Raw genomic sequence first — 20861 nt, 5'->3', positions numbered from 1 at the left:
AGTTCTCATGTTGTTGAATGCGCTTCGTCAGCAGCCGCGTGCGACGTTGCTGGTGCTGGTTTTGCTGTTAGCCAATCTTCTGGCCTGGGGCTGGGCGTGGCAGGCGTTTGGCCATAACGGTGCGCTGATGGCAGCCAGCCTCCTGGCGTGGGGCTACGGCTTGCGCCATGCGGTAGACGCTGACCATATTGCGGCAATTGACAATGTCACCCGCAAAATGATGCAGCAGGGCAAGCGGCCGTTTGGCGTGGGCGCGTGGTTCTCGCTGGGGCATTCATCGATTGTGGTGCTGGCATCGGTGGCGATTGCCGCCACGGCAACGGCGTTCCAGAGCAAGATGAGTTGGTTCCACGATACCGGCAGTATTATCGGCACCGCCGTGTCGGCGGTATTTCTGCTGGCGATGGCGCTGGTGAATCTCCTCATCCTGCGCAGCGTGTGGCGCAGTTTTCAGGCGTTAAAAAAAGGGGAGAGAGTTTCAGCCGACGTCCCGGTCACCGGTGGGGTGATGAACGCGCTGTTTAGCCGCACGTTCCGTTTGATTGGTAAGAGCTGGCACATGTACCTGGTGGGCTTCCTGTTCGGCCTGGGGTTTGATACCGCTACGGAAATTGGCGTGCTGGGGATCTCGGCCGCCAGCGCCTCCAGCGGGATGTCGATGTGGTCGATTATGGTGTTCCCGGCACTGTTTGCCAGCGGTATGGCGCTGGTGGATACGCTTGATAACATTCTGATGGTCGGCGCCTACGGTTGGGCATTCAATAAACCGCAGCGTAAGCTTTATTACAACATGACCATTACCGGCGCATCGGTCGTGGTGGCGCTGTTTATCGGCGGGCTGGAAGCGCTTGGGTTAATCATGGATAAGTTCGGTCTGAGCGGTGGCCTGTGGAGCGACGTGGCGCTGTTGAGCGATAATCTTGGCAACGCGGGTTTCGTGGTGATTGGGCTGTTTGCGCTGTGCTGGCTGGTGTCGATGGTGAATTATCGCTGGCGTAATTATGACGCGCTGGTGGTGCGGTAGGTTGGAATTGTGCCGTTCCCGGCGGCGCTCCGCTTGGCCGGGCTACAAATGACCCCACACGTTGCCTGAACGTAGCCCGTCCAAACGCAGCGCCGCCGGGGATACCGGTGACAAAGCCCCCCGCCTGCATATAAACGTAGCCCGGCCAAGCGAAGCGCCGCCGGGGAATACCGCTGACAAATCCAAAAAAAAAGCCCCGGGGCAGCGGGGCAAAAACCATGAGAGTTCGCGCTTCCTTGCGCTTTGGATTAAATCAAACAGTGGACAGAGACTCGACTTCTTAACTCACAAGCGACTTCAACAAACCAAAGGCTTCTTTCATCCGCTCTTCACTTACCACGAACGCCCGTAACTGCTGGCCTTCGTCGTAACCTTGCGCCAGCATGCCGTCGGCGCGCGTTTCAATCGTCCAGTTCAGATCCTGACGACGCGTTTCACCCGCCAGGTGCAGCGGCAGATCCGGTGTTTTCACCTTCACCAGCATATTCGGCAGCTTCAGCTCGCCAGACTGGCCGAGGATGTTCTTCGCCAGACACATGGCGCTCATCAAAATCGGTTGCAGGAAGGGCATCACCGTGCCGTTGATCTCCGCGCAATCACCCAGCGCATAGATATCCGGGTTGCTGGTTTGCAGCATACTATCGACTTCGACCCCGCGATTGATCTTAAGCCCCGCCATGCGGGCCAGCGCGGTTTCAGGGCGCAGACCGGTGGCGGCCACCACCGCATCAACTTCAACGTGGCGATTGCGGTCAAAGCTGGCACGAATTCCGGTGGCGGTCTGTTCCAGCGCCTGCAACTGACTTTTGAGCAGCAAATGAATGCCCATATCGGTCAGCCGATGTTGCAGACGACTGCTCACCTCCGGTGGCATCAACGACGCCAGAATACTGGCGGAATTATCGACTACCGTGACCGCTTTATCCGCGCGGCAGAAATCCATCGCCAATTCGCTGCCAATCAAACCACCGCCGATAATCAATACGCGTCTGGCATCCCGTAGCGTGCTCTGCGCGGCACCGAACTCCTGCTGGCTGTTGAGGGTCAGCATCAGCTCCTTGCCCGGTACCGGCGGGATGATTGCCGCCGCACCCGTTGCCAGAACCAGTTTGTCGTACTGCCATTGGTGATTCTGACTTCTCACCACATGGGCCTCGGCATCAATGCCGGTGACCCAGGTTTGAGGAAACAGGTTCAGGTTATACTGCTCGGCAAACTCGCCTGCGGTCTGCAAGGTGAGGTCGGCAGCGGTTTGCCCCCGGCTCACCACGTGGCTTAAATCCGGTTTGTTGTACTCGTCGATACTGTCGGCGGCGATGAGCGTCAGTTTGACGCTCGCATCCTGTTTACGAATGTTTTTCACCAGCTGGCGGGCGGCAAAGCCCGAGCCGATGATGACGATACCGTGATTCATTTTGCCTCCGTTGCCATCACATCAAAGACATCTTTACCTAATGAACATTCCGGGCACAGGAAGTTATCGGGGACTTCGCTCCACGGTGTACCCGGCTGAACGTCCTGGTTTGGTTCACCTTTCGCTGGGTCATAAACCCACTGGCAAACGCTGCACTGCATGCTTGGGCCGAGGTCGGCTGCGGCTGCGGCGGCACAAGCGCAGGCTTCTTTTACCGCGTCCGCTTTTGCCGTGGCTTCTGGCAGCGGCGCTAACGCCCACTGGCGCGCAATTTCACGACCGTGCTGACGGCACACTTCCAGCGCGTCAACGTCAGGGCGCCATTTGGCTTTCAGGCTCAGAGACATTTCCAGACCGGCATCCTGCAAACGCGTGGACAGACGGTCTACCGCACCGCCGCTCCAGCCGTGGGAACCAAAGGCGCTGGCGCGTTTGTTACGAAAACGCAGGCCGGTAATCTCCTCAACCAGACCGGCGATTTTCGGCATCATTACGTTGTTCATGGTAGACGTGCCGACCAGAACCCCTTTAGAACGGAAGACGTTGGTCAGAATTTCGTTTTTATCGCTGCGGGCAACGTTAAAGATTTTCACCGCCACGTTCGGGTCAACTTCGTTGATCCCTTGCGCAATCGCATCCGCCATCATGCGGGTATTATTGGACATGGTGTCGTAGAAGATGGTGATACGGTCTTCCTGATAATCCGCCGCCCATTTCAGATACAGTTCGACGATCTGAGTTGGGTTATCGCGCCACACCACGCCGTGGGACGTCGCAATCATGTCCACCGGCAGATTGAAGCCGAGGATTTCAGTAATTTTTGGCGTGACCAGACGGCTGAACGGGGTCAGGATGTTGGCGTAGTAGCGCTGGCACTGTTCGAACAGTTCGGTCTGGTCAACTTCGTCGTTGAACAGACGTTCGTCGCAGTAGTGCTGGCCGAAGGCGTCGTTACTAAACAGTACCGCGTCGCCGGTCATATACGTCATCATGCTGTCAGGCCAGTGCAGCATGGGCGTTTCAACGAAGATCAGCTGTTTGCCATTGCCAATGTCCAGAGTGTCACCGGTTTTTACCACGTGGAAGTTCCATTCCGGGTGATGGTGGTGACCGTTGATGGAGTCAATAGCGTTGGCGGTGCAGTAGATTGGCGTGTCCGGGATCTGCGACATTAACTCGGTCAGCGCACCCGCATGGTCTTCTTCGGCGTGGTTAATGATAATGTAATCGATATCCGCCAGGTCGATTTCACCGCGCAGATTCTGCACGAATTCGCGGCTGAATTTGTGGTCGACGGTATCAATCAGGACGTTTTTCTCTTCACGGATAAGGTAGCTGTTGTAGCTGCTGCCGCGCAGCGTTTTGTATTCGGTACCGTGAAAATCACGAACTTCCCAGTCACGTTGGCCAACCCAATGAATGTTATTTTTAACCAGAATAGACATAGCAACCTCAATATTTAATTCAGCGTTTTTCAAAAAAGATGTTTTGCTTATTGCAGGTGCTGTGCCAACTTTTTAATTTATTGATTTTTATAGATTAAATAAATTTTACCGCTTTAGGGTTAGTCAAAATGACTATGCTTAATATTGTCAATATGACATCATGTATTGTCAAAATGACTGTGAGGTAGCCATGAGCTTTTCCGTTGATGTGCTGGCAGGCATCGCCATTGAATTACAACGCGGTGTTGGTCATCAGGACCGTTTTCAGCGTTTAATCACCACGCTGCGCCAGGTGCTGGAGTGCGACGCCTCGGCGCTGCTTCGCTATGACGCGCGGCAGTTTATTCCGCTCGCGATTGATGGGCTGGCAAAGGACGTGCTCGGCAGGCGCTTTACGCTGGAAGGGCATCCGCGGCTGGAAGCCATCGCCCGTGCGGGTGATGTCGTGCGTTTTCCGGCCGATAGCTCGTTGCCCGATCCCTACGATGGCCTGATCCCCGGTCAGGAAAGCCTGAAAGTTCACGCCTGTATTGGCTTACCGTTGTTTGCCGGGCAAAACCTGATTGGCGCGCTGACGCTCGATGCCATGTCGCCGGATCAGTTTGACGTTTTCAGCAATGAAGAGCTGCGGCTCATTGCCGCACTGGCAGCTGGAGCGCTCAGCAATGCGCTACTCATCGAAAAACTGGAAAGTCAGAACATGCTTCCCGGCTCGGCTACCGACTTTGAGCAGGTGAAAGAAACGCAGATGATTGGCCTGTCGCCGGGCATTATGCAGTTGAAAAAAGAGATTGAGATAGTCGCCGCCTCTGATCTTAACGTGTTGATTAGCGGTGAAACCGGCACCGGGAAAGAGCTGGTGGCGAAGGCGATTCATGAAGGTTCGCCACGGGCGGTGAGTCCGCTGGTCTATTTAAACTGCGCCGCACTGCCGGAAAGCGTGGCCGAAAGTGAACTGTTTGGGCACGTCAAAGGCGCGTTTACCGGCGCCATCAGCAACCGCAGCGGCAAGTTTGAAATGGCCGATAACGGCACGCTGTTCCTTGATGAAATCGGTGAGCTATCGCTGGCGTTACAGGCCAAGCTGCTGCGCGTGCTGCAATACGGCGATATTCAGCGTGTTGGTGACGATCGCAGCCTGCGCGTTGATGTGCGCGTGCTGGCGGCCACCAACCGTGATCTGCGGGAAGAAGTCCTGGCGGGTAACTTCCGCGCCGATTTATTCCATCGCCTGAGCGTGTTTCCGCTTTCGGTGCCGCCGTTGCGTGAACGTGGCGACGATGTGGTACTGCTGGCGGGGTATTTCTGCGAACAATGTCGGCTACGTTTGGGATTGTCACGCGTGGTGCTGAGCGCTGGCGCTCGTGCACATCTGCAAAGCTACGCCTGGCCGGGGAACGTGCGCGAACTGGAGCATGCGGTGCATCGCGCGGTGGTGCTGGCGCGGGCGACGCGCAGCAGCGGTGAAGTGGTGCTTGAAGCCCAGCATTTTGCTTTTCAGGAAGGCGGGGCGAGCGCGGTGACGGCGCACGCGCCATTACCCGTTGCCACGGTAGGCAATCTGCGTGATGCCACCGAGCATTTCCAACGGGAGATGATTCGCAGTGCGCTGGAGACGCATCATCACAACTGGGCGGCTAGCGCGCGGGCGCTGGAGACAGACGTCGCCAACCTGCATCGGCTGGCGAAACGTCTGGGGCTGAAGGATTAAAGAATCCCGGCCTGGTAGAAGTTTTGCAGGTTGATTGCGCCCACCAGGCGGTGATTACCATCCACGACCGGGGCTGCGCTGATTTTGGCTTTCATCAGCTGTTCTTTGGCGTCAATTGCGCGCGCCTCGTCATTGAGCGTCACGCCGCCCTGAGTCATGGCTGCGGTGACGTTATCGGCAAGCGTGCCGCCGCCAACCAGCCAGCGACGCAGATCGCCATCGGTAAAGATCCCCTGCACTTGAGATTGGTCGTTGCAGACGGCGACCATTCCCATCCCGGTACGGCTAAGCTCCAGCATAGCGTCCATGACGCTTGCATGAATGGTCACCTGCGGCGTTTCAGCGCCCTGACGCATCAGATGGTGAACGCGGTTCAACAGGCGTGCGCCAAGGGCTCCGGCTGGATGTGAACGCGCAAAATCTTCTTCGTTAAAGCCACGGGCCTGCATCACGGCAATGGCCAGCGCATCGCCCATCATCAGCGTGTTGACGGTGCTGGAGGTTGGCGCCAGATGCATCGGGCAGGCTTCACGTTCAACGCTGATATCCAGTACGGCGTCTGCCGCCAGCGCCAGCGGTGAGTTGGCTTTACCGGTCATTGCCAGCAGTACGACCGATTTCTCTTTAAGACGCGGAATAATATGGTCGAGCTCTTTCGCACCACCGGAATAGGAGATGAACAGCATGACGTCACGGCTTTCCACCATGCCTAAGTCGCCGTGTAGCGCTTCTGCCGGGTGAACAAAGAAGGCAGGGGTGCCGGTGCTGGCGAGCGTCGCGGCAATTTTTTTGCCGATATGGCCTGATTTCCCCATACCGGAGACAATCACTTTGCCTTCGCAGTGGATAACGGCTCTGGCGGCGCGAACAAAATCATCACCCAGACGTTCAGGCAGACGGCTTGCTTCCTGCAACTCCAGTATTAATGTCTGGCGGCCAGCGTTCAGTAGTGCATCACTCATGACTTTCTCCGGTTATGATTACGGTAATCCCTTTTTCTTCCAGTGCCTGACGAAACGTCGGGTCGATCCCTGAGTCGGTAATCAGCTTATCGACGCTTTCCAGACTACATACAACATTGTTGCTCTCGCGCCCGAATATAGTGCATTCAGCGACAGGGGATCATGTGGAAAGATCACATCCGGCTGTCATTCATCGAGATATTTTCCTTTATTGCTCCAATTTTCATTGGCTTCGGTGCAGCAAAAGAATATCGCTCAACCTGCCGGTTAACATCTCAGCACCTTTCTGGAACCTGTGCCGTGAGAAATTCTTGTTACCTTACCAGACGGTGTAGTGTTTTCATCAAAACGAAAGTTTTAAACGTATTTGTTGGCTTTCAACATGAAAAATAAGTGTTTTTGCTGGAAGGTCTTTGCGAGAAGGGCCGTAAAGTTTGCTGAAAAAATGATAAGTGAGGAGAAATTATGCGAGGGAGCACGACAACCGCTTTCTTGTGTAGTGGCGGATGCTTTACCATATTTAACTCTTGCTGATATTGTTAAATGGAAGTCTCATGTTGAAGCGTCGTGTTCTGGCTTTACTCCCTTTGTGTGTCCTGCTCGCTGCCTGTAGCAGCAAGCCTAAAACGGCTGAATCACCGGCCACTACCTCCGGCGGTTTTCTCCTTGAACCCCAGCACAATGCGTTGATTCCGACCGGTGATTTTGCCAATAACCCGGCGGCGGAGCAGTTCATCGACAAGATGGTCAGCAAGCATGGCTTTGACCGTCAGCAACTGCACGACATTCTTTCGCAGGCCAAACGTCTGGATTACGTTTTACGTTTGATGGACAGACAGGCACCGACCGGACAGCCGCCAACAGGCCCGAATGGCGCCTGGTTGCGCTATCGCAAACAGTTTATCACCCCGGATAACGTGCAAAACGGCGTTGCATTCTGGAATCAATATCAGGATGCCTTGCAGCGTGCGCAGATGGTCTATGGCGTACCGCCGGAAATTATCGTCGGTATTATCGGTGTGGAAACGCGCTGGGGTCGGGTGATGGGGAAAACCCGGATTCTCGATGCGCTGGCGACGCTTTCGTTTAACTATCCGCGTCGCGCCGCGTACTTCTCCGGCGAGCTGGAAACCTTCCTGCTGATGGCGCGTGACGAAAAAGATGATCCGCTGGATCTGAAAGGTTCCTTTGCCGGGGCGATGGGGTACGGGCAGTTCATGCCATCGTCTTATCGTCAGTATGCGGTGGATTTCAACGGTGATGGTCACATCAACCTGTGGGATCCAGAAGATGCGATTGGCAGCGTGGCGAACTACTTCAAACAGCACGGCTGGGTGACCGGCGATGCGGTTGCGGTGCAGGCGATGGGCCAGGCGCCCGGGCTTGATAACGGTTTTAAAACCAAATACAGCGTATCGCAGCTGGCGGCGGCGGGATTAACGCCAATGCAGCCGCTGGGCAATCATCAGCAGGCCAGCCTGCTGCGCCTGGACGTGGGCACCGGCTACCAATACTGGTACGGCCTGCCTAACTTCTACACCATCACGCGCTACAACCACAGCACCCATTATGCGATGGCCGTCTGGCAGCTTGGGCTGGCGGTAGCTCAGGCTCGCGTACAGTAACGCCTTTCTTCGACTCCCCTTCGCCCGAAGGGGAGTCAGTTACATTTTGCATCATTTCCTGCCGTTTACATCTTACATCTAATCTCATATTGTTATGTTATAACATATTGTAATGAGGTGGGGATGTTGACTCCTGTTTTTATGGCTTCCAGCCTGTCGCGGGCTATTTGGGCCTGCATATTGCTGGCGGCGTTATGGCTGGCAGTCTGGTGGGCGGTGTCGCTGCCATGATTGAACTCGACAACCTGGTTGCGGGCTATGAAGGGATGGCCATTACACCGGCGCTCAGCGGCGTTATTCATCAGGGAAGCATGACGGCGATTATCGGGCTGAATGGCTGTGGTAAATCGACGCTGTTAAAGACGCTAGCCGGCTTTATTCCGCCGGTGAGCGGGGTTATCCGTTGGATGCCGACGCGCCCGGTAATTGGCTGGCTGGCGCAGCGTCATGCGCTGGAGTCGCAGTTTCCACTCACCGTGTTGGATGTCGTCAGCCAAGGAGCCTGGCCGCAGGTCTCTTTGCTTCGCGGTCTTCGCGGGGATGTTCGGGCGCGCATTTATTCGGCCCTTGAACAGGTTGGGCTGACGACGTTTGCCAAAACGCCGATTGAAGGGCTTTCCGGCGGCCAGTTTCAACGCATGCTCTTTGCCCGCGTGCTGGTACAGCAGGCGCCGTTGGTCATGCTTGATGAACCCTTCACGGGCATTGACGAAGCGACCATCCATGACCTGATGGCGGTCATGCAACAGATGCACCAGCAAGGGCAAACCCTACTGGCGGTGCTGCACGATAACCAGCGCGTGGCGGAATACTTCCCGGAAACTCTGCTTCTGGGGGCAAAAAACTCCTGCTGGGGCGCGACGGCTGACGTTTTACCGGCCTTTCAATCCGTGAGGCGGGCATGATCTGGCATACCTTCTTCCAGCCGTTTATTGAATTCGGCTTTATGCGCCGCGCTCTGGTGGTTTGCCTGGCGCTCTCGCTTAGCACCACTGTGCTTGGCGTCTTTTTACTGCTACGTCGTATGAGCCTTATGGGGGATGCGTTATCTCATGCCATTTTACCCGGCGTAGCGGTGGGCTACCTGGTGAGTGGGATGTCGTTGCTGGCAATGACCGTCGGCGGGTTTATCGCAGGGATTGTGGTGGCGCTGGTGGCGGGGTGGGTCAGCCGACGCACCCCGCTTAAAGAGGACGCCAGTTTTGCCGGTTTCTATCTGGGGTCGCTGGCGTTGGGCGTCACGCTGGTGTCGCTGCGTGGATCCAATGTCGATCTGTTGCATCTGCTGTTTGGCTCCATTCTGGCCGTGGATAACGACGCTGCGCTCTTCGTGGCGGGCGTTGCCAGCCTGACGCTTATCTGCATTGCGCTGTTTTACCGCGGGTTAGTCAGTGAGGCGTTCGACAGCGCCTGGCTTCAGGTGAACGCCCGCTGGCTTCCGGCGCTGCTGCATGGCCTGTTTCTGGCGCTTCTGGTGCTTAATCTGGTAGCGGGATTTCAGGTATTAGGCACGCTGATGGCGGTGGGGGTGATGATGTTACCTGCCGTGGCGGCACGCTGCTGGGCGCGCACGTTGCCTGCCATATTACTGCTGGCGGCGGCGATAGGCAGCGTTTGTGCCTGGATGGGGCTTAGCCTGTCCTGGGGCGCTAATCTACCGGCGGGGCCGTCCATAGTCCTTACCGCCAGCGGCGTTTTTGTGATTTCGGTTTTTTTTGGCACGCACAGCCGGTTAACCGTCGGCTGGCGAAAGTTAATAGGGTGAGGAAAATAATGCAAAAACGTATGGGCATGATTCTGGCGGTCGCGCTGGCGCTCGGGTTGACCACGCAAGTGGCGGTAGCAAAAACGCTTAACGTGGTCAGCAGTTTTTCGGTGCTTGGCGACATGGTGCAGCAGATAGGGGGCGAGCATGTGCACGTCGATACGCTCGTCGGGCCGAACGGCGACCCGCACACGTTTGAGCCATCGCCTAAGGACAGTGCGTTGCTCAGCAAGGCGGATGTGGTGGTGGTGAACGGTCTGGGGCTAGAAGGCTGGCTTGACAGGCTGATTACGGCCTCGGGATTTAAAGGTGAGCTGGTGATAGCCTCGACGGGCGTGAAAACGCATACGCTTGATGAGGACGGAAAAACGGTAACCGATCCCCACGCCTGGAACAGTGCTGCGAACGGCGCGCTCTATGCACAAAATATTCTCAATGGGCTGGTTAAGGCAGATCCTGAGGATAGCGTGGCGCTAAAGGCATCCGGCGAACGCTATATCGGTAAGCTTAATGAGCTGGACAGTTGGGCGAAAAACCAGTTTAGCGGTATTGCTCCTGAGAAACGTAAAGTGTTGACCAGCCATGATGCATTTGGCTATTTCTCACGGGCCTACGGTGTGACGTTCCTCGCTCCGCAGGGGCTGTCATCGGAAAGTGAAGCCAGTGCTGCGCAGGTGGCGGCGCTGATTAAGCAGATTAAGGCTGATGGCGTACACACCTGGTTTATGGAAAATCAGCTCGACCCGCGTCTGGTAAAACAAATCGCGACGGCGACCGGCTCACAGCCTGGCGGTGAACTGTATCCTGAGGCGCTGTCGAATCCGGGTGGCGTTGCGGATAGCTATGTGAAAATGCTACGCCATAACGTGAAGTTAATTGCGGCCAGCATGCGCTAATCAGTAACCGGCCCCAGGGCCGGTTATCCTTTCGATTGCGCCATTCGTGGTATTGGTCATCCTTTTGCGAAAATGGCGATTCACGCGGTTGACGCCATTTTCTGAATGCCCCTCGTAAAATCGTTATCCCGTCCCCATATCTCTTCTGAAAGTGCTATCTTTGATGGCCTCTTTATCTGGCGAGTCGGAGCGATAATGACAGATAGCGAATTAATGCAACTGAGTGAGCAGGTTGGGCTGGCGCTGAAGGCGCGCGGCGCAACGTTGACGACAGCGGAGTCCTGTACCGGCGGCTGGATTGCGAAAACCCTCACTGATATTGCCGGGAGCTCGGCATGGTTTGAGCGCGGTTTTGTCACCTACAGCAATGAAGCCAAATCGCAGATGATTGGCGTGCGTGAAGCGACGCTTATGCAGCACGGCGCGGTCAGCGAACCGGTGGTGGTTGAAATGGCGGTTGGTGCTCTGCGGGCGGCGCGGGCCGACTTCGCGGTTTCGGTTAGCGGTATTGCCGGGCCGGACGGGGGGAGCGCAGAAAAGCCGGTGGGAACCGTGTGGTTTGGCGTAGCCAGCGCCACTGGGCAGGGCATTACGCAGTGTGAATGCTTCTCCGGCGACAGGGAATCGGTACGCCGACAGGCGACAGCATATGCGCTAAATCTTCTCTGGCAACAATTTCTACAAAATACTTGATACTGTATGAGCATACAGTATAATTGCTTCAACAGAACAGAATTCACTTTCCGGTAACACCCGGTATGACAGGAGTAATAATGGCTATCGACGAAAACAAACAGAAAGCGTTGGCGGCAGCGCTGGGCCAGATCGAAAAGCAATTCGGTAAAGGCTCCATCATGCGTCTGGGTGAAGACCGTACCATGGACGTGGAAACTATCTCTACCGGTTCGCTTTCACTGGATATCGCGCTGGGCGCAGGTGGCCTGCCAATGGGCCGTATCGTCGAAATCTACGGGCCAGAATCCTCCGGTAAAACCACGCTGACGCTGCAGGTTATTGCCGCGGCGCAGCGTGAAGGTAAAACCTGTGCGTTCATCGATGCTGAACACGCGCTGGACCCAGTTTATGCTCGCAAGCTTGGCGTTGATATCGATAACCTGCTGTGTTCTCAGCCGGATACCGGTGAACAGGCGCTGGAAATTTGTGACGCACTGGCACGTTCAGGCGCAGTAGACGTTCTCGTCGTCGACTCCGTGGCGGCACTGACGCCAAAAGCGGAAATCGAAGGCGAAATCGGTGACTCCCATATGGGCCTTGCGGCACGTATGATGAGCCAGGCGATGCGTAAGCTGGCCGGTAACCTGAAACAGTCCAATACGCTGCTGATCTTCATCAACCAGATCCGTATGAAAATTGGCGTGATGTTCGGTAACCCAGAAACCACGACCGGTGGTAACGCGCTGAAATTCTACGCCTCTGTCCGCCTCGACATCCGTCGTATTGGTGCCGTTAAAGATGGCGATAATGTCATCGGTAGCGAAACCCGCGTGAAGGTGGTGAAGAACAAAATTGCTGCACCATTCAAACAGGCTGAATTCCAGATCCTCTACGGCGAAGGCATTAACTTCTTCGGTGAGCTGGTCGACCTGGGCGTGAAGGAAAAGCTGATTGAAAAAGCCGGTGCCTGGTATAGCTATAACGGTGACAAAATTGGTCAGGGTAAAGCGAACGCAATTTCCTGGCTGAAAGAGAACCCGGCTGCGGCGAAAGAAATTGAGAAGAAAGTGCGTGAACTGCTGCTCAATAACCAGGACTCAACGCCAGACTTCGTTGTGGATAACAACAGCGTTGAAGAAACCAAAGAAGACTTCTGATAATCTCGGAACTCAGAATTGAAACAAAGGGCTGCTTATGCAGCCCTTTTGCATTTATTACGTTGGTGGGAAAACGATGACTGAACAATCACCACGCCGTTCCGCCTATGCCCGTCTGCTGGACAGGGCTATCAGGATCCTTGCGATGCGCGACCATAGCGAACAGGAGCTGCGGCGTAAGCTCACCGCGCCGGTGATGGGGAAAAATGGCCCTGAACCCATTGATGCGCCGCCGGAAGACGTTGAGAAAGTGGTCGCCTGGTGTCATGAAAATCGCTATCTCGATGATGGCCGATTTGTACAACAGTTTATGGCTGGGCGTAGCCGCAAAGGGTATGGGCCTGCGCGTATTCGTCAGGAGTTAGGACAGAAGGGCATTGCGCGCGAGGCCATTGAGCAAGCGATGCGCGAATGTGATATTGAGTGGGCGCAGCTGGCGCGCGATCAGGCGCTGCGTAAATATGGCGAGCCGCTGCCAACCACCTTCCCGGAAAAGGTCAAAATCCAACGCTTTTTGCTCTATCGAGGCTACCTGATGGAAGATATCCAGGAAATATGGCGAAATTTTGCGGATTGAGCGCACTCGGGATTTTACTTCCCTCTAAAGAAAACTTATCTTATTCCCACTTTTTCCGTCCGACGCGAGTCGTTTTTTCCAGAACTCGCGTCTGCGACGAACGTCCCTTAGCTTGATTTCAGGATAATTATGAGCAAGAGCACCGCTGAGATCCGTCAGGCGTTTCTCGACTTTTTCCATAGTAAAGGCCATCAGGTTGTTGATAGCAGCTCCCTGGTGCCACATAACGACCCAACGCTGCTGTTTACCAATGCTGGGATGAACCAGTTCAAGGATGTGTTCCTTGGCCTCGACAAGCGTAATTACACGCGTGCGACGACCTCGCAGCGCTGCGTACGTGCCGGTGGTAAACACAACGATCTGGAAAACGTCGGCTATACCGCCCGTCACCATACCTTCTTCGAAATGCTGGGCAACTTCAGCTTTGGCGACTATTTCAAGCACGATGCCATCCAGTTTGCATGGGAACTGCTGACCGGTGAAAACTGGTTTGCGCTGCCAAAAGAGCGCCTGTGGGTGACCGTGTATGAAACCGATGATGAAGCTTACGAAATCTGGGAAAAAGAAGTCGGTATCCCGCGTGAGCGCATTATCCGTATTGGCGACAACAAAGGTGCTGCGTACGCATCCGATAACTTCTGGCAGATGGGCGATACCGGTCCTTGTGGCCCATGTACCGAGATTTTCTACGATCACGGCGATCATATCTGGGGCGGCCCTCCGGGAACCCCTGAAGAAGATGGCGATCGTTACATTGAGATCTGGAACATCGTCTTCATGCAGTTCAACCGTCAGGCTGACGGCACCATGGAACCGCTGCCTAAGCCATCCGTCGATACCGGTATGGGGCTGGAGCGTATCACTGCCGTACTGCAGCACGTTAACTCCAACTATGACATCGACCTGTTCCGTAAACTGATCGACGCGGTTGCCAAAGTGACCGGCGCGACCGATCTGGGCAACAAGTCACTGCGCGTGATTGCTGACCACATCCGTTCTTGTGCGTTCCTGATTGCCGACGGCGTAATGCCATCCAATGAAAGCCGTGGCTATGTGCTGCGTCGTATCATTCGTCGCGCAATCCGTCACGGCAACATGCTGGGCGCGAAAGATACCTTCTTCTACAAGCTGGTTGGGCCGCTCATTGACGTGATGGGTTCTGCGGGTGAAGAGCTTAAGCGTCAGCAAGCTCAGGTTGAACAGATTCTGAAAACCGAAGAAGAGCAGTTCGCCCGTACGCTGGAGCGTGGTCTGGCGCTGCTTGATGAAGAGCTGTCAAAACTGTCTGGCGACACGCTGGATGGTGAAACCGCTTTCCGTCTGTACGACACCTACGGTTTCCCGGTTGACCTCACGGCGGACGTTTGCCGCGAGCGTAATATCAAAGTTGATGAAGCCGGTTTCGAAGCGGCTATGGAAGAGCAGCGCCGTCGTGCGCGTGAATCCAGCGGCTTTGGTGCTGACTACAATGCCATGATCCGCGTTGATGGCGAGTCTGAGTTTAAAGGCTACGACCATCTGGAACTGAACGGTAAAGTCACCGCGCTGTTTGTGGATGGTAAGCCGGTGGATTCTATCGCTGCTGGTCAGGATGCGGTGGTTATCCTCGATCAGACGCCATTCTATGCAGAATCCGGTGGTCAGGTTGGTGATAAGGGTGAGCTGAAAGGCGCGGGCTTTAGCTTTGCGGTCAACGATACTCAGAAATATGGTCATGCGATTGGTCATCTTGGTCAATTGGCTAGCGGTTCGCTGAAAGTGGGTGATGCCGTGCAGGCTGACGTTGATGAGGCACGCCGTGCCCGTATTCGTCTGAACCACTCTGCCACGCACCTGATGCACGCAGCGCTGCGCCAGATTCTGGGCACCCACGTTGCGCAGAAAGGCTCATTGGTTAACGACAAACTCCTGCGTTTCGACTTCTCCCATAATGAAGCCATGAAACCGCAAGAGATTCGCGCGGTTGAAGATCTGGTTAACGCGCAAATCCGCCGTAACCTGCCTATCGAAACCAACATCATGGATCTCGACGCGGCGAAAGCGAAGGGCGCAATGGCGCTGTTTGGTGAGAAATATGACGACCACGTGCGCGTACTGAGCATGGGCGACTTCTCAACCGAACTGTGCGGCGGTACTCACGCTTCACGTACGGGTGACATTGGTCTGTTCCGCATTGTCTCTGAATCCGGTACAGCGGCAGGCGTGCGTCGTATTGAAGCCGTCACTGGCGAAGGTGCAATGGCGACCGTGCATGCGCAAAGCGATCGTTTAGGTGAGATTGCCCATCTGTTGAAGGGCGATAGCCATAACGTGACCGAAAAAGTACGTAGCGTAATGGAACGTACTCGTCAGTTAGAAAAAGAATTACAGCAACTTAAAGAGCAGGCGGCAGCACAAGAGAGCGCTAATCTTTCCAGCAAAGCTGAGATGATTAGCGGTGTTAATCTATTGGTAAGTGAGCTTGTTGGCGTTGAGCCAAAAATGCTGCGTACCATGGTTGACGATCTCAAGAACCAGCTAGGTTCTGCCATTATCGTCCTGGCGACGGTTGATGAAGGTAAGGTTTCTCTGATTGCAGGCGTGTCTAAGGATGTGACAGACCGTGTGAAAGCAGGGGAGCTGATTGGTATGGTTGCTCAGCAGGTAGGTGGTAAAGGGGGCGGACGTCCAGACATGGCGCAAGCTGGCGGTACCGACGCATCTGCACTTCCTGCTGCATTGGCCAGCGTGAAAGCCTGGGTAAGCGCTAAACTGTAATAACGATAACGGCATACGGGCGCCTTAGCGTATTCGGATAAGGCGCCTTGCATATGCGGTACTGATAACGATAAAGTCAGGTTGAAGTCATGTAGATCGGCTAGACTTACATCTAACAGAATGTGATGCCGTGACTGCTTACACATAAGGTGTTTGTCATCGCTGACCTTTTGGCGTTATATGATGGAGAATGCCGGGATACAGAGAGACCCGACTCATTTAATCTTTCAAGGAGCAAAGAATGCTGATTCTGACTCGTCGAGTTGGTGAAACCCTCATGATCGGAGATGAGGTCACTGTGACTGTTTTAGGGGTAAAGGGTAACCAGGTACGCATCGGCGTTAATGCCCCTAAAGAGGTCTCCGTTCACCGTGAAGAGATCTACCAGCGTATCCAGGCTGAAAAATCCCAGCAGTCCAGTTACTAAGTTATCGCGTCTCACCCAGTGGGTGAGACGCAACTCCCCTCGGTTTTTCGTTTTACCCTCTCATTTTTCCCCTTTTTCTTTCTGTTGCCTCATCCTATGCCATTATTTTGTTATGCCAGTTTGTGGTGTAAATCGCGTTTTGTCTGTTGATAAAATGCCCGTTTTGTCTTTTTTAACACCTTATTGCGCGTGAATTGTGCAAACGAAAAAAAACTGCGGAAAATTGTTTGACTTATAAGTCCCAGAAAGTAATATGTGCGCCACGCAGCGACGAAGAGCAACTAACAAGTTCTTCGAAGCACTCGCAAGAGGCGTGTTGGTGAGGTGGCCGAGAGGCTGAAGGCGCTCCCCTGCTAAGGGAGTATGCGGTCAAAAGCTGCATCCGGGGTTCGAATCCCCGCCTCACCGCCATTTGCATCCATAGCTCAGCTGGATAGAGTACTCGGCTACGAACCGAGCGGTCGGAGGTTCGAATCCTCCTGGATGCACCATCTTTATCAGTGTTGCGGCTTGTTGAGCGACATTGAATCGGTAGTAAAGCAGTAAATCCTGATGCATCCATAGCTCAGCTGGATAGAGTACTCGGCTACGAACCGAGCGGTCGGAGGTTCGAATCCTCCTGGATGCACCATCTTTTATTCTGTGCGGCTTTTATGCGGTACAGAGTATCGGCAGTAAAGCAGTAAATCCTGATGCATCCATAGCTCAGCTGGATAGAGTACTCGGCTACGAACCGAGCGGTCGGAGGTTCGAATCCTCCTGGATGCACCATCTTTTATTCTGTGCGGCTTTTATGCGGTACAGAGTATCGGCAGTAAAGCAGTAAATCCTGATGCATCCATAGCTCAGCTGGATAGAGTACTCGGCTACGAACCGAGCGGTCGGAGGTTCGAATCCTCCTGGATGCACCATCTTTTATTTTGTGCGGCTGTTATGCGGTACAGAGTATCAGCAGTAAAGCAGTAAATCCTGATGCATCCATAGCTCAGCTGGATAGAGTACTCGGCTACGAACCGAGCGGTCGGAGGTTCGAATCCTCCTGGATGCACCATCTTCTTATTCCCTCTCTCGTGTAAAACTTCTCAGTTCAGCCCTTTTATTCTCACTTTTCTTCTCAGCAACTCATTCTTTCTTCTATAATTTATCCTTGTTTACGCCCTTATTCCGGCGATATCACTGCAAGGAAAGAAATCCATGAAATGGTTCAAAGCAATGGCCGCTGCTAGTGCAGCGCTTCTGGTGGCTATCTCGCTGTCCGGCTGTGCGGGCTCGTCAACCAAAGAGAGTACCGGTGGCTATATTGATGACACTGTCGTCACCACCAAAGTCAAAACGGCGCTGTTTAGCGACAAAGAGATAAAATCCAGCGAAATTAATGTGCAGACCTTTAAAGGCCGCGTGCAGCTGAGCGGTTTTGTATCGTCAGCTGACGACGCAAAGCGGGCGGTAGAGGTAACGCGTAAAGTACAAGGCGTTAGGATCGTTGAAAACGACATGAAAATTAAATGATTTTCTGCATGCTGCAGAGACCAGGGCGCCTTCGGGCGCCTTTGTCGTTTCCGCGGCTTTCAGCGACAACCCGGGCCTTTTGCGATAAAGTAACATGACATTATCCGATGGGTGAGAAGACGATGTACGAGCGCTATGCTGGATTGATTTTTGATATGGATGGCACCATCCTTGATACGGAACCTACGCATCGCAAGGCCTGGCGGGAAGTTCTCGGGCGTTATGGTATGCGCTTTGACGAGCAGGCGATGGTTGCGCTTAACGGCTCTCCAACCTGGCGTATTGCACAAGCAATTATCGAAAGTCATGAGGCGGATTTAGATCCTCACTTTCTGGCGCGTGAAAAAACGGATGCCGTGAAAGCGATGCTGCTCGATTCTGTTACGCCATTGCCGTTGATTGAAGTGGTCAAAGCGTGGCACGGTCGTCGCCCTATGGCGGTTGGCACCGGGAGCGAAAGCGCGGTTGCTGAGGCTCTGCTCGCGCATTTAGGCCTGCGACACTATTTTGCGGCCGTGGTCGCCGCCGACCATGTTCAACAGCATAAACCTGCACCGGATACCTTTTTACTCTGTGCTGAACGCATGGGCGTTGCGCCTGAGCGCTGTGTGGTGTTCGAAGACGCTGATTTTGGTCTTCAGGCCGCCGCCGCCGCGGGGATGGATGCCGTTGACGTTCGCTTGCTGTGAGTGAACTTCTGGCGCTGGGATCGCTGTTTGCGAGCAGCTTCCTCAGCGCGACGCTGCTGCCAGGAAACTCTGAAGCGGTATTGGTTGCATTGCTACTTTCCGGGGCCAGTCAAGCCTGGCTTTTAGTCGCAATAGCAACAATGGGTAATAGCCTTGGCGGGGCAACTAACGTTATTCTTGGTCGTTTTTTTCCACTACGCAAAACATCGCGTTGGCAGGAGAAAGCAGTGGGTTGGTTACGCCGTTATGGCGCTGTCACGCTACTGTTGAGTTGGATGCCTGTTATTGGCGATTTGCTGTGCCTGTTGGCAGGGTGGATGCGTATGTCATGGGGACCAGTACTCTTTTTTTTATGCCTTGGGAAAGCGTTACGCTACGTTGTTGTGGCGGCGCTGACGCTCCAGGGCATGACGTGGTGGCACTAATTGGATGGCTTGTGGACTCTTTTTCATCATCCACGATGACAATTATGCTTAATACAATAAATTCGACAGGCGGGAGGTCAATTTGATCCCGGACGTATCACAGGCGCTGTCCTGGCTGGAAAAACATCCTCAGGCTCTGAAAGGGATCCAACGTGGTCTTGAGCGTGAAACTTTACGCGTGAATGCCGATGGCTCATTGGCAACAACCGGTCATCCTAAGGCGCTTGGCGCCACATTGACCCATAAATGGATAACCACCGATTTCGCCGAAGCGTTGCTGGAGTTTATTACGCCGGTCGACGGCGATATCAACCACATGCTGACGCTTTTACGCGATGTGCATCGCTATACCGCACGTCACCTCGGTGACGAGCGGATGTGGCCGCTGAGCATGCCGTGCTACATCGCGCCGGGCCAGGATATCGAGCTTGCGCAATATGGCACCTCGAATATTGGCCGTCTGAAAACGCTGTACCGTGAAGGGCTGAAGAACCGCTACGGCGCGCTGATGCAGACCATTTCAGGCGTGCACTATAATTTCTCCCTGCCAATGGCATTCTGGCAGGCGAAGTGCGGCACTGATGATAAAGAGGCGATTTCAGCGGGATATTTCCGACTGATCCGCAACTACTATCGTTTTGGCTGGGTGATCCCCTATCTGTTTGGCGCCTCTCCGGCTATTTGCTCCTCGTTCCTGCAGGGCAAGCCGACGACGCTGCCGTTTGAAAAAACCGAATGCGGGATGTATTACCTGCCTTACGCGACCTCTTTGCGTTTGAGCGATCTTGGTTATACCAATAAATCGCAAAGCAATCTCGGAATTACGTTTAACGAATTGCACGAGTATGTGGCAGGATTAAAACGGGCCATCAAAACGCCATCGGAAGAGTATGCGCGCATTGGCCTTGAGAAGGACGGTAAGCACCTGCAAATCAACAGCAACGTTCTGCAAATTGAGAATGAGCTGTACGCGCCGATTCGTCCAAAACGCGTAACCCGTGATGGCGAAACGCCGTCTGATGCGCTGCTGCGCGGCGGTATTGAGTATATTGAAGTGCGCTCGCTGGACATTAACCCGTTCTCACCGATTGGCGTTGACGAGCAGCAGATTCGCTTCCTTGACCTGTTTATGGTCTGGTGCGTGCTGGCCGATGCGCCAGAGATGAGCAGCGAAGAGCTCAGCTGTACGCGCACCAACTGGAATCGAGTGATTCTTGAGGGGCGTAAACCGGGTCTGACGCTGGGTATTGGCTGTGAAACAGCACAGTTCCCGCTGAGCAAAGTCGGTAAAGATCTGTTCCACGATCTTAAGCGCGTAGCCCAGACTCTGGATGGGATGAACGGTGATACCGAGTATGAGAAAGTCTGCGACGAACTGGTTGCCGGTTTTGATAATCCAGATTTGACCTTCTCAGCACGCATTCTGAGTTCTATGCTTGAGAGTGGGATTGGTGGTACTGGCAAAGCGCTGGCGGAGCAGTATCGTTCAATGCTGCGTGAAGAGCCGCTGGAAGTTCTGAGTGAAGAAGATTTTGCGAAAGAACGAGATGCGTCGATAGCGCGTCAGCGTCAGATTGAAGAGGCGGATAACGAATCGTTTGAAGCACTGCTGGCGAGACATGCCTGATACAAAAAGAAAAGGCCACATCACTGTGGCCAAAATATACATCTCTGAATCAGGGATGATGATAACAAATGCGCGTCTTTCATATAGTAAGACTGGCATTGAGACAAAGAGTTCAGTTTATTTTCAAAAAAATCACATCACCCAGTAGCGGAACGTGGTGAATCGCATAAAGTTTA

The 20861-nt window shown here is 54.2% G+C and carries 18 protein-coding genes, 6 tRNA genes and 2 pseudogenes; 21 read left to right on the top strand and 5 right to left on the bottom strand.

The genetic code is table 11. From position 1 onward, the window contains the following. Positions 1-7: 7 nt before the first annotated feature. On the top strand, positions 8-1024 hold the full coding sequence (locus tag ACIPDS_RS06065) for a HoxN/HupN/NixA family nickel/cobalt transporter (RefSeq protein WP_400733755.1): 1017 nt from the start codon (positions 8-10) through the stop codon (positions 1022-1024). A gap of 280 nt (positions 1025-1304) precedes the next feature. Here ACIPDS_RS06065 and norW read toward each other — a convergent pair whose 3' ends face one another. After that, positions 1305-2438, bottom strand: coding sequence for an NADH:flavorubredoxin reductase NorW (gene norW, locus ACIPDS_RS06060; protein WP_400733753.1), 1134 nt, complete (start codon positions 2436-2438; stop codon positions 1305-1307). After that, positions 2435-3883: an anaerobic nitric oxide reductase flavorubredoxin gene (norV, locus tag ACIPDS_RS06055; protein ID WP_400733750.1), complete on the bottom strand. Its 1449-nt coding sequence runs from the start codon at positions 3881-3883 to the stop codon at positions 2435-2437. The genes norW and norV overlap by 4 nt, the downstream gene beginning before the upstream one ends. A 190-nt stretch (positions 3884-4073) precedes the next feature. On the opposite strand from norV, the gene norR reads away from it, so the two are divergent. Next, entirely contained in the window at positions 4074-5594 is a 1521-nt protein-coding gene (gene norR / locus ACIPDS_RS06050; protein ID WP_400733748.1) for a nitric oxide reductase transcriptional regulator NorR, read from the top strand. Here norR and gutQ read toward each other — a convergent pair. The 3 genes and pseudogenes from gutQ to ACIPDS_RS06035 all read right to left on the bottom strand — a co-directional run. Beyond that, complete coding sequence (gene gutQ / locus ACIPDS_RS06045) at positions 5591-6556, bottom strand: arabinose-5-phosphate isomerase GutQ (RefSeq protein ID WP_400733746.1); 966 nt, start codon at positions 6554-6556, stop codon at positions 5591-5593. The two genes, norR and gutQ, sit on opposite strands and share 4 nt — an antisense overlap. Continuing rightward, positions 6549-6698 (bottom strand): annotated as a pseudogene (gene srlR, locus ACIPDS_RS06040) (glucitol operon DNA-binding transcriptional repressor SrlR); the annotation flags it as partial. The gene gutQ and the pseudogene srlR, both read right to left, overlap by 8 nt. Continuing rightward, a pseudogene (locus ACIPDS_RS06035) lies at positions 6695-6763 on the bottom strand (transcriptional regulator GutM); the annotation flags it as partial. The pseudogenes srlR and ACIPDS_RS06035, both read right to left, overlap by 4 nt. A 347-nt stretch (positions 6764-7110) precedes the next feature. On the opposite strand from ACIPDS_RS06035, the gene mltB reads away from it, so the two are divergent. The 19 genes from mltB to gshA all read left to right on the top strand — a co-directional run bounded on the left by mltB (position 7111) and on the right by gshA (position 20685). Beyond that, complete coding sequence (mltB, locus tag ACIPDS_RS06030) at positions 7111-8181, top strand: lytic murein transglycosylase B (RefSeq protein WP_400733743.1); 1071 nt, start codon at positions 7111-7113, stop codon at positions 8179-8181. A gap of 194 nt (positions 8182-8375) precedes the next feature. Next, positions 8376-9086 (top strand): metal ABC transporter ATP-binding protein, encoded by a 711-nt coding sequence (locus tag ACIPDS_RS06025; RefSeq protein ID WP_400733741.1) that lies wholly within the window; start codon positions 8376-8378, stop codon positions 9084-9086. Then, a complete protein-coding gene (locus ACIPDS_RS06020; protein ID WP_400733739.1) occupies positions 9083-9946 on the top strand; it encodes a metal ABC transporter permease in 864 nt (287 codons plus the stop codon). Before ACIPDS_RS06025 ends, ACIPDS_RS06020 begins: the two co-directional genes overlap by 4 nt. Positions 9947-9966: 20 nt before the next feature. Next, positions 9967-10842 (top strand): metal ABC transporter substrate-binding protein, encoded by an 876-nt coding sequence (locus ACIPDS_RS06015; RefSeq protein WP_400734694.1) that lies wholly within the window; start codon positions 9967-9969, stop codon positions 10840-10842. Positions 10843-11037: 195 nt separating this feature from the next. Then, positions 11038-11535 (top strand): nicotinamide-nucleotide amidase, encoded by a 498-nt coding sequence (gene pncC, locus ACIPDS_RS06010; RefSeq protein ID WP_400733736.1) that lies wholly within the window; start codon positions 11038-11040, stop codon positions 11533-11535. Positions 11536-11615: 80 nt separating this feature from the next. Next, the gene (gene recA, locus ACIPDS_RS06005) at positions 11616-12674 is read left to right on the top strand and encodes a recombinase RecA (protein WP_166515843.1); all 1059 of its coding nucleotides are present in this window, start codon (positions 11616-11618) and stop codon (positions 12672-12674) included. A gap of 76 nt (positions 12675-12750) precedes the next feature. Then, the gene (gene recX, locus ACIPDS_RS06000) at positions 12751-13251 is read left to right on the top strand and encodes a recombination regulator RecX (protein WP_166515844.1); all 501 of its coding nucleotides are present in this window, start codon (positions 12751-12753) and stop codon (positions 13249-13251) included. Positions 13252-13380: 129 nt separating this feature from the next. Next, entirely contained in the window at positions 13381-16008 is a 2628-nt protein-coding gene (gene alaS, locus ACIPDS_RS05995) for an alanine--tRNA ligase (protein ID WP_400733732.1), read from the top strand. A 241-nt stretch (positions 16009-16249) separates the two neighbouring features. Continuing rightward, positions 16250-16435, top strand: coding sequence for a carbon storage regulator CsrA (gene csrA / locus ACIPDS_RS05990; protein ID WP_000906486.1), 186 nt, complete (start codon positions 16250-16252; stop codon positions 16433-16435). Between the two features lie 318 nt (positions 16436-16753). Beyond that, positions 16754-16846: transfer RNA gene (locus tag ACIPDS_RS05985), tRNA-Ser, on the top strand. Between the two features lie 3 nt (positions 16847-16849). After that, positions 16850-16926, top strand: a tRNA-Arg gene (locus ACIPDS_RS05980). A 63-nt stretch (positions 16927-16989) separates the two neighbouring features. Then, a tRNA-Arg gene (locus ACIPDS_RS05975) sits at positions 16990-17066 on the top strand. 63 nt (positions 17067-17129) lie between these two features. After that, a tRNA-Arg gene (locus ACIPDS_RS05970) sits at positions 17130-17206 on the top strand. Positions 17207-17269: 63 nt separating this feature from the next. Continuing rightward, positions 17270-17346, top strand: a tRNA-Arg gene (locus ACIPDS_RS05965). A 63-nt stretch (positions 17347-17409) separates the two neighbouring features. After that, positions 17410-17486 (top strand) — tRNA-Arg (locus ACIPDS_RS05960). Between the two features lie 143 nt (positions 17487-17629). Continuing rightward, positions 17630-17944, top strand: coding sequence for a BON domain-containing protein (locus ACIPDS_RS05955; RefSeq protein ID WP_166515846.1), 315 nt, complete (start codon positions 17630-17632; stop codon positions 17942-17944). Between the two features lie 122 nt (positions 17945-18066). Further along, entirely contained in the window at positions 18067-18633 is a 567-nt protein-coding gene (gene yqaB / locus ACIPDS_RS05950) for a fructose-1-phosphate/6-phosphogluconate phosphatase (protein ID WP_400734692.1), read from the top strand. Next, the gene (locus ACIPDS_RS05945) at positions 18630-19058 is read left to right on the top strand and encodes a YqaA family protein (RefSeq protein WP_166515847.1); all 429 of its coding nucleotides are present in this window, start codon (positions 18630-18632) and stop codon (positions 19056-19058) included. The genes yqaB and ACIPDS_RS05945 overlap by 4 nt, the downstream gene beginning before the upstream one ends. Before the next feature lie 82 nt (positions 19059-19140). Continuing rightward, the gene (gene gshA, locus ACIPDS_RS05940; RefSeq protein ID WP_166515848.1) at positions 19141-20685 is read left to right on the top strand and encodes a glutamate--cysteine ligase; all 1545 of its coding nucleotides are present in this window, start codon (positions 19141-19143) and stop codon (positions 20683-20685) included. Positions 20686-20861 lie beyond the last annotated feature (176 nt).

Origin of the sequence: Kluyvera sp. NPDC087067, assembly GCF_044745165.1 — a bacterium.
GTDB lineage: Bacteria > Pseudomonadota > Gammaproteobacteria > Enterobacterales > Enterobacteriaceae > Kluyvera.
Note: the sequence above shows the minus strand (reverse complement) of the source record. Positions and strands in the feature narration are given on the sequence as shown.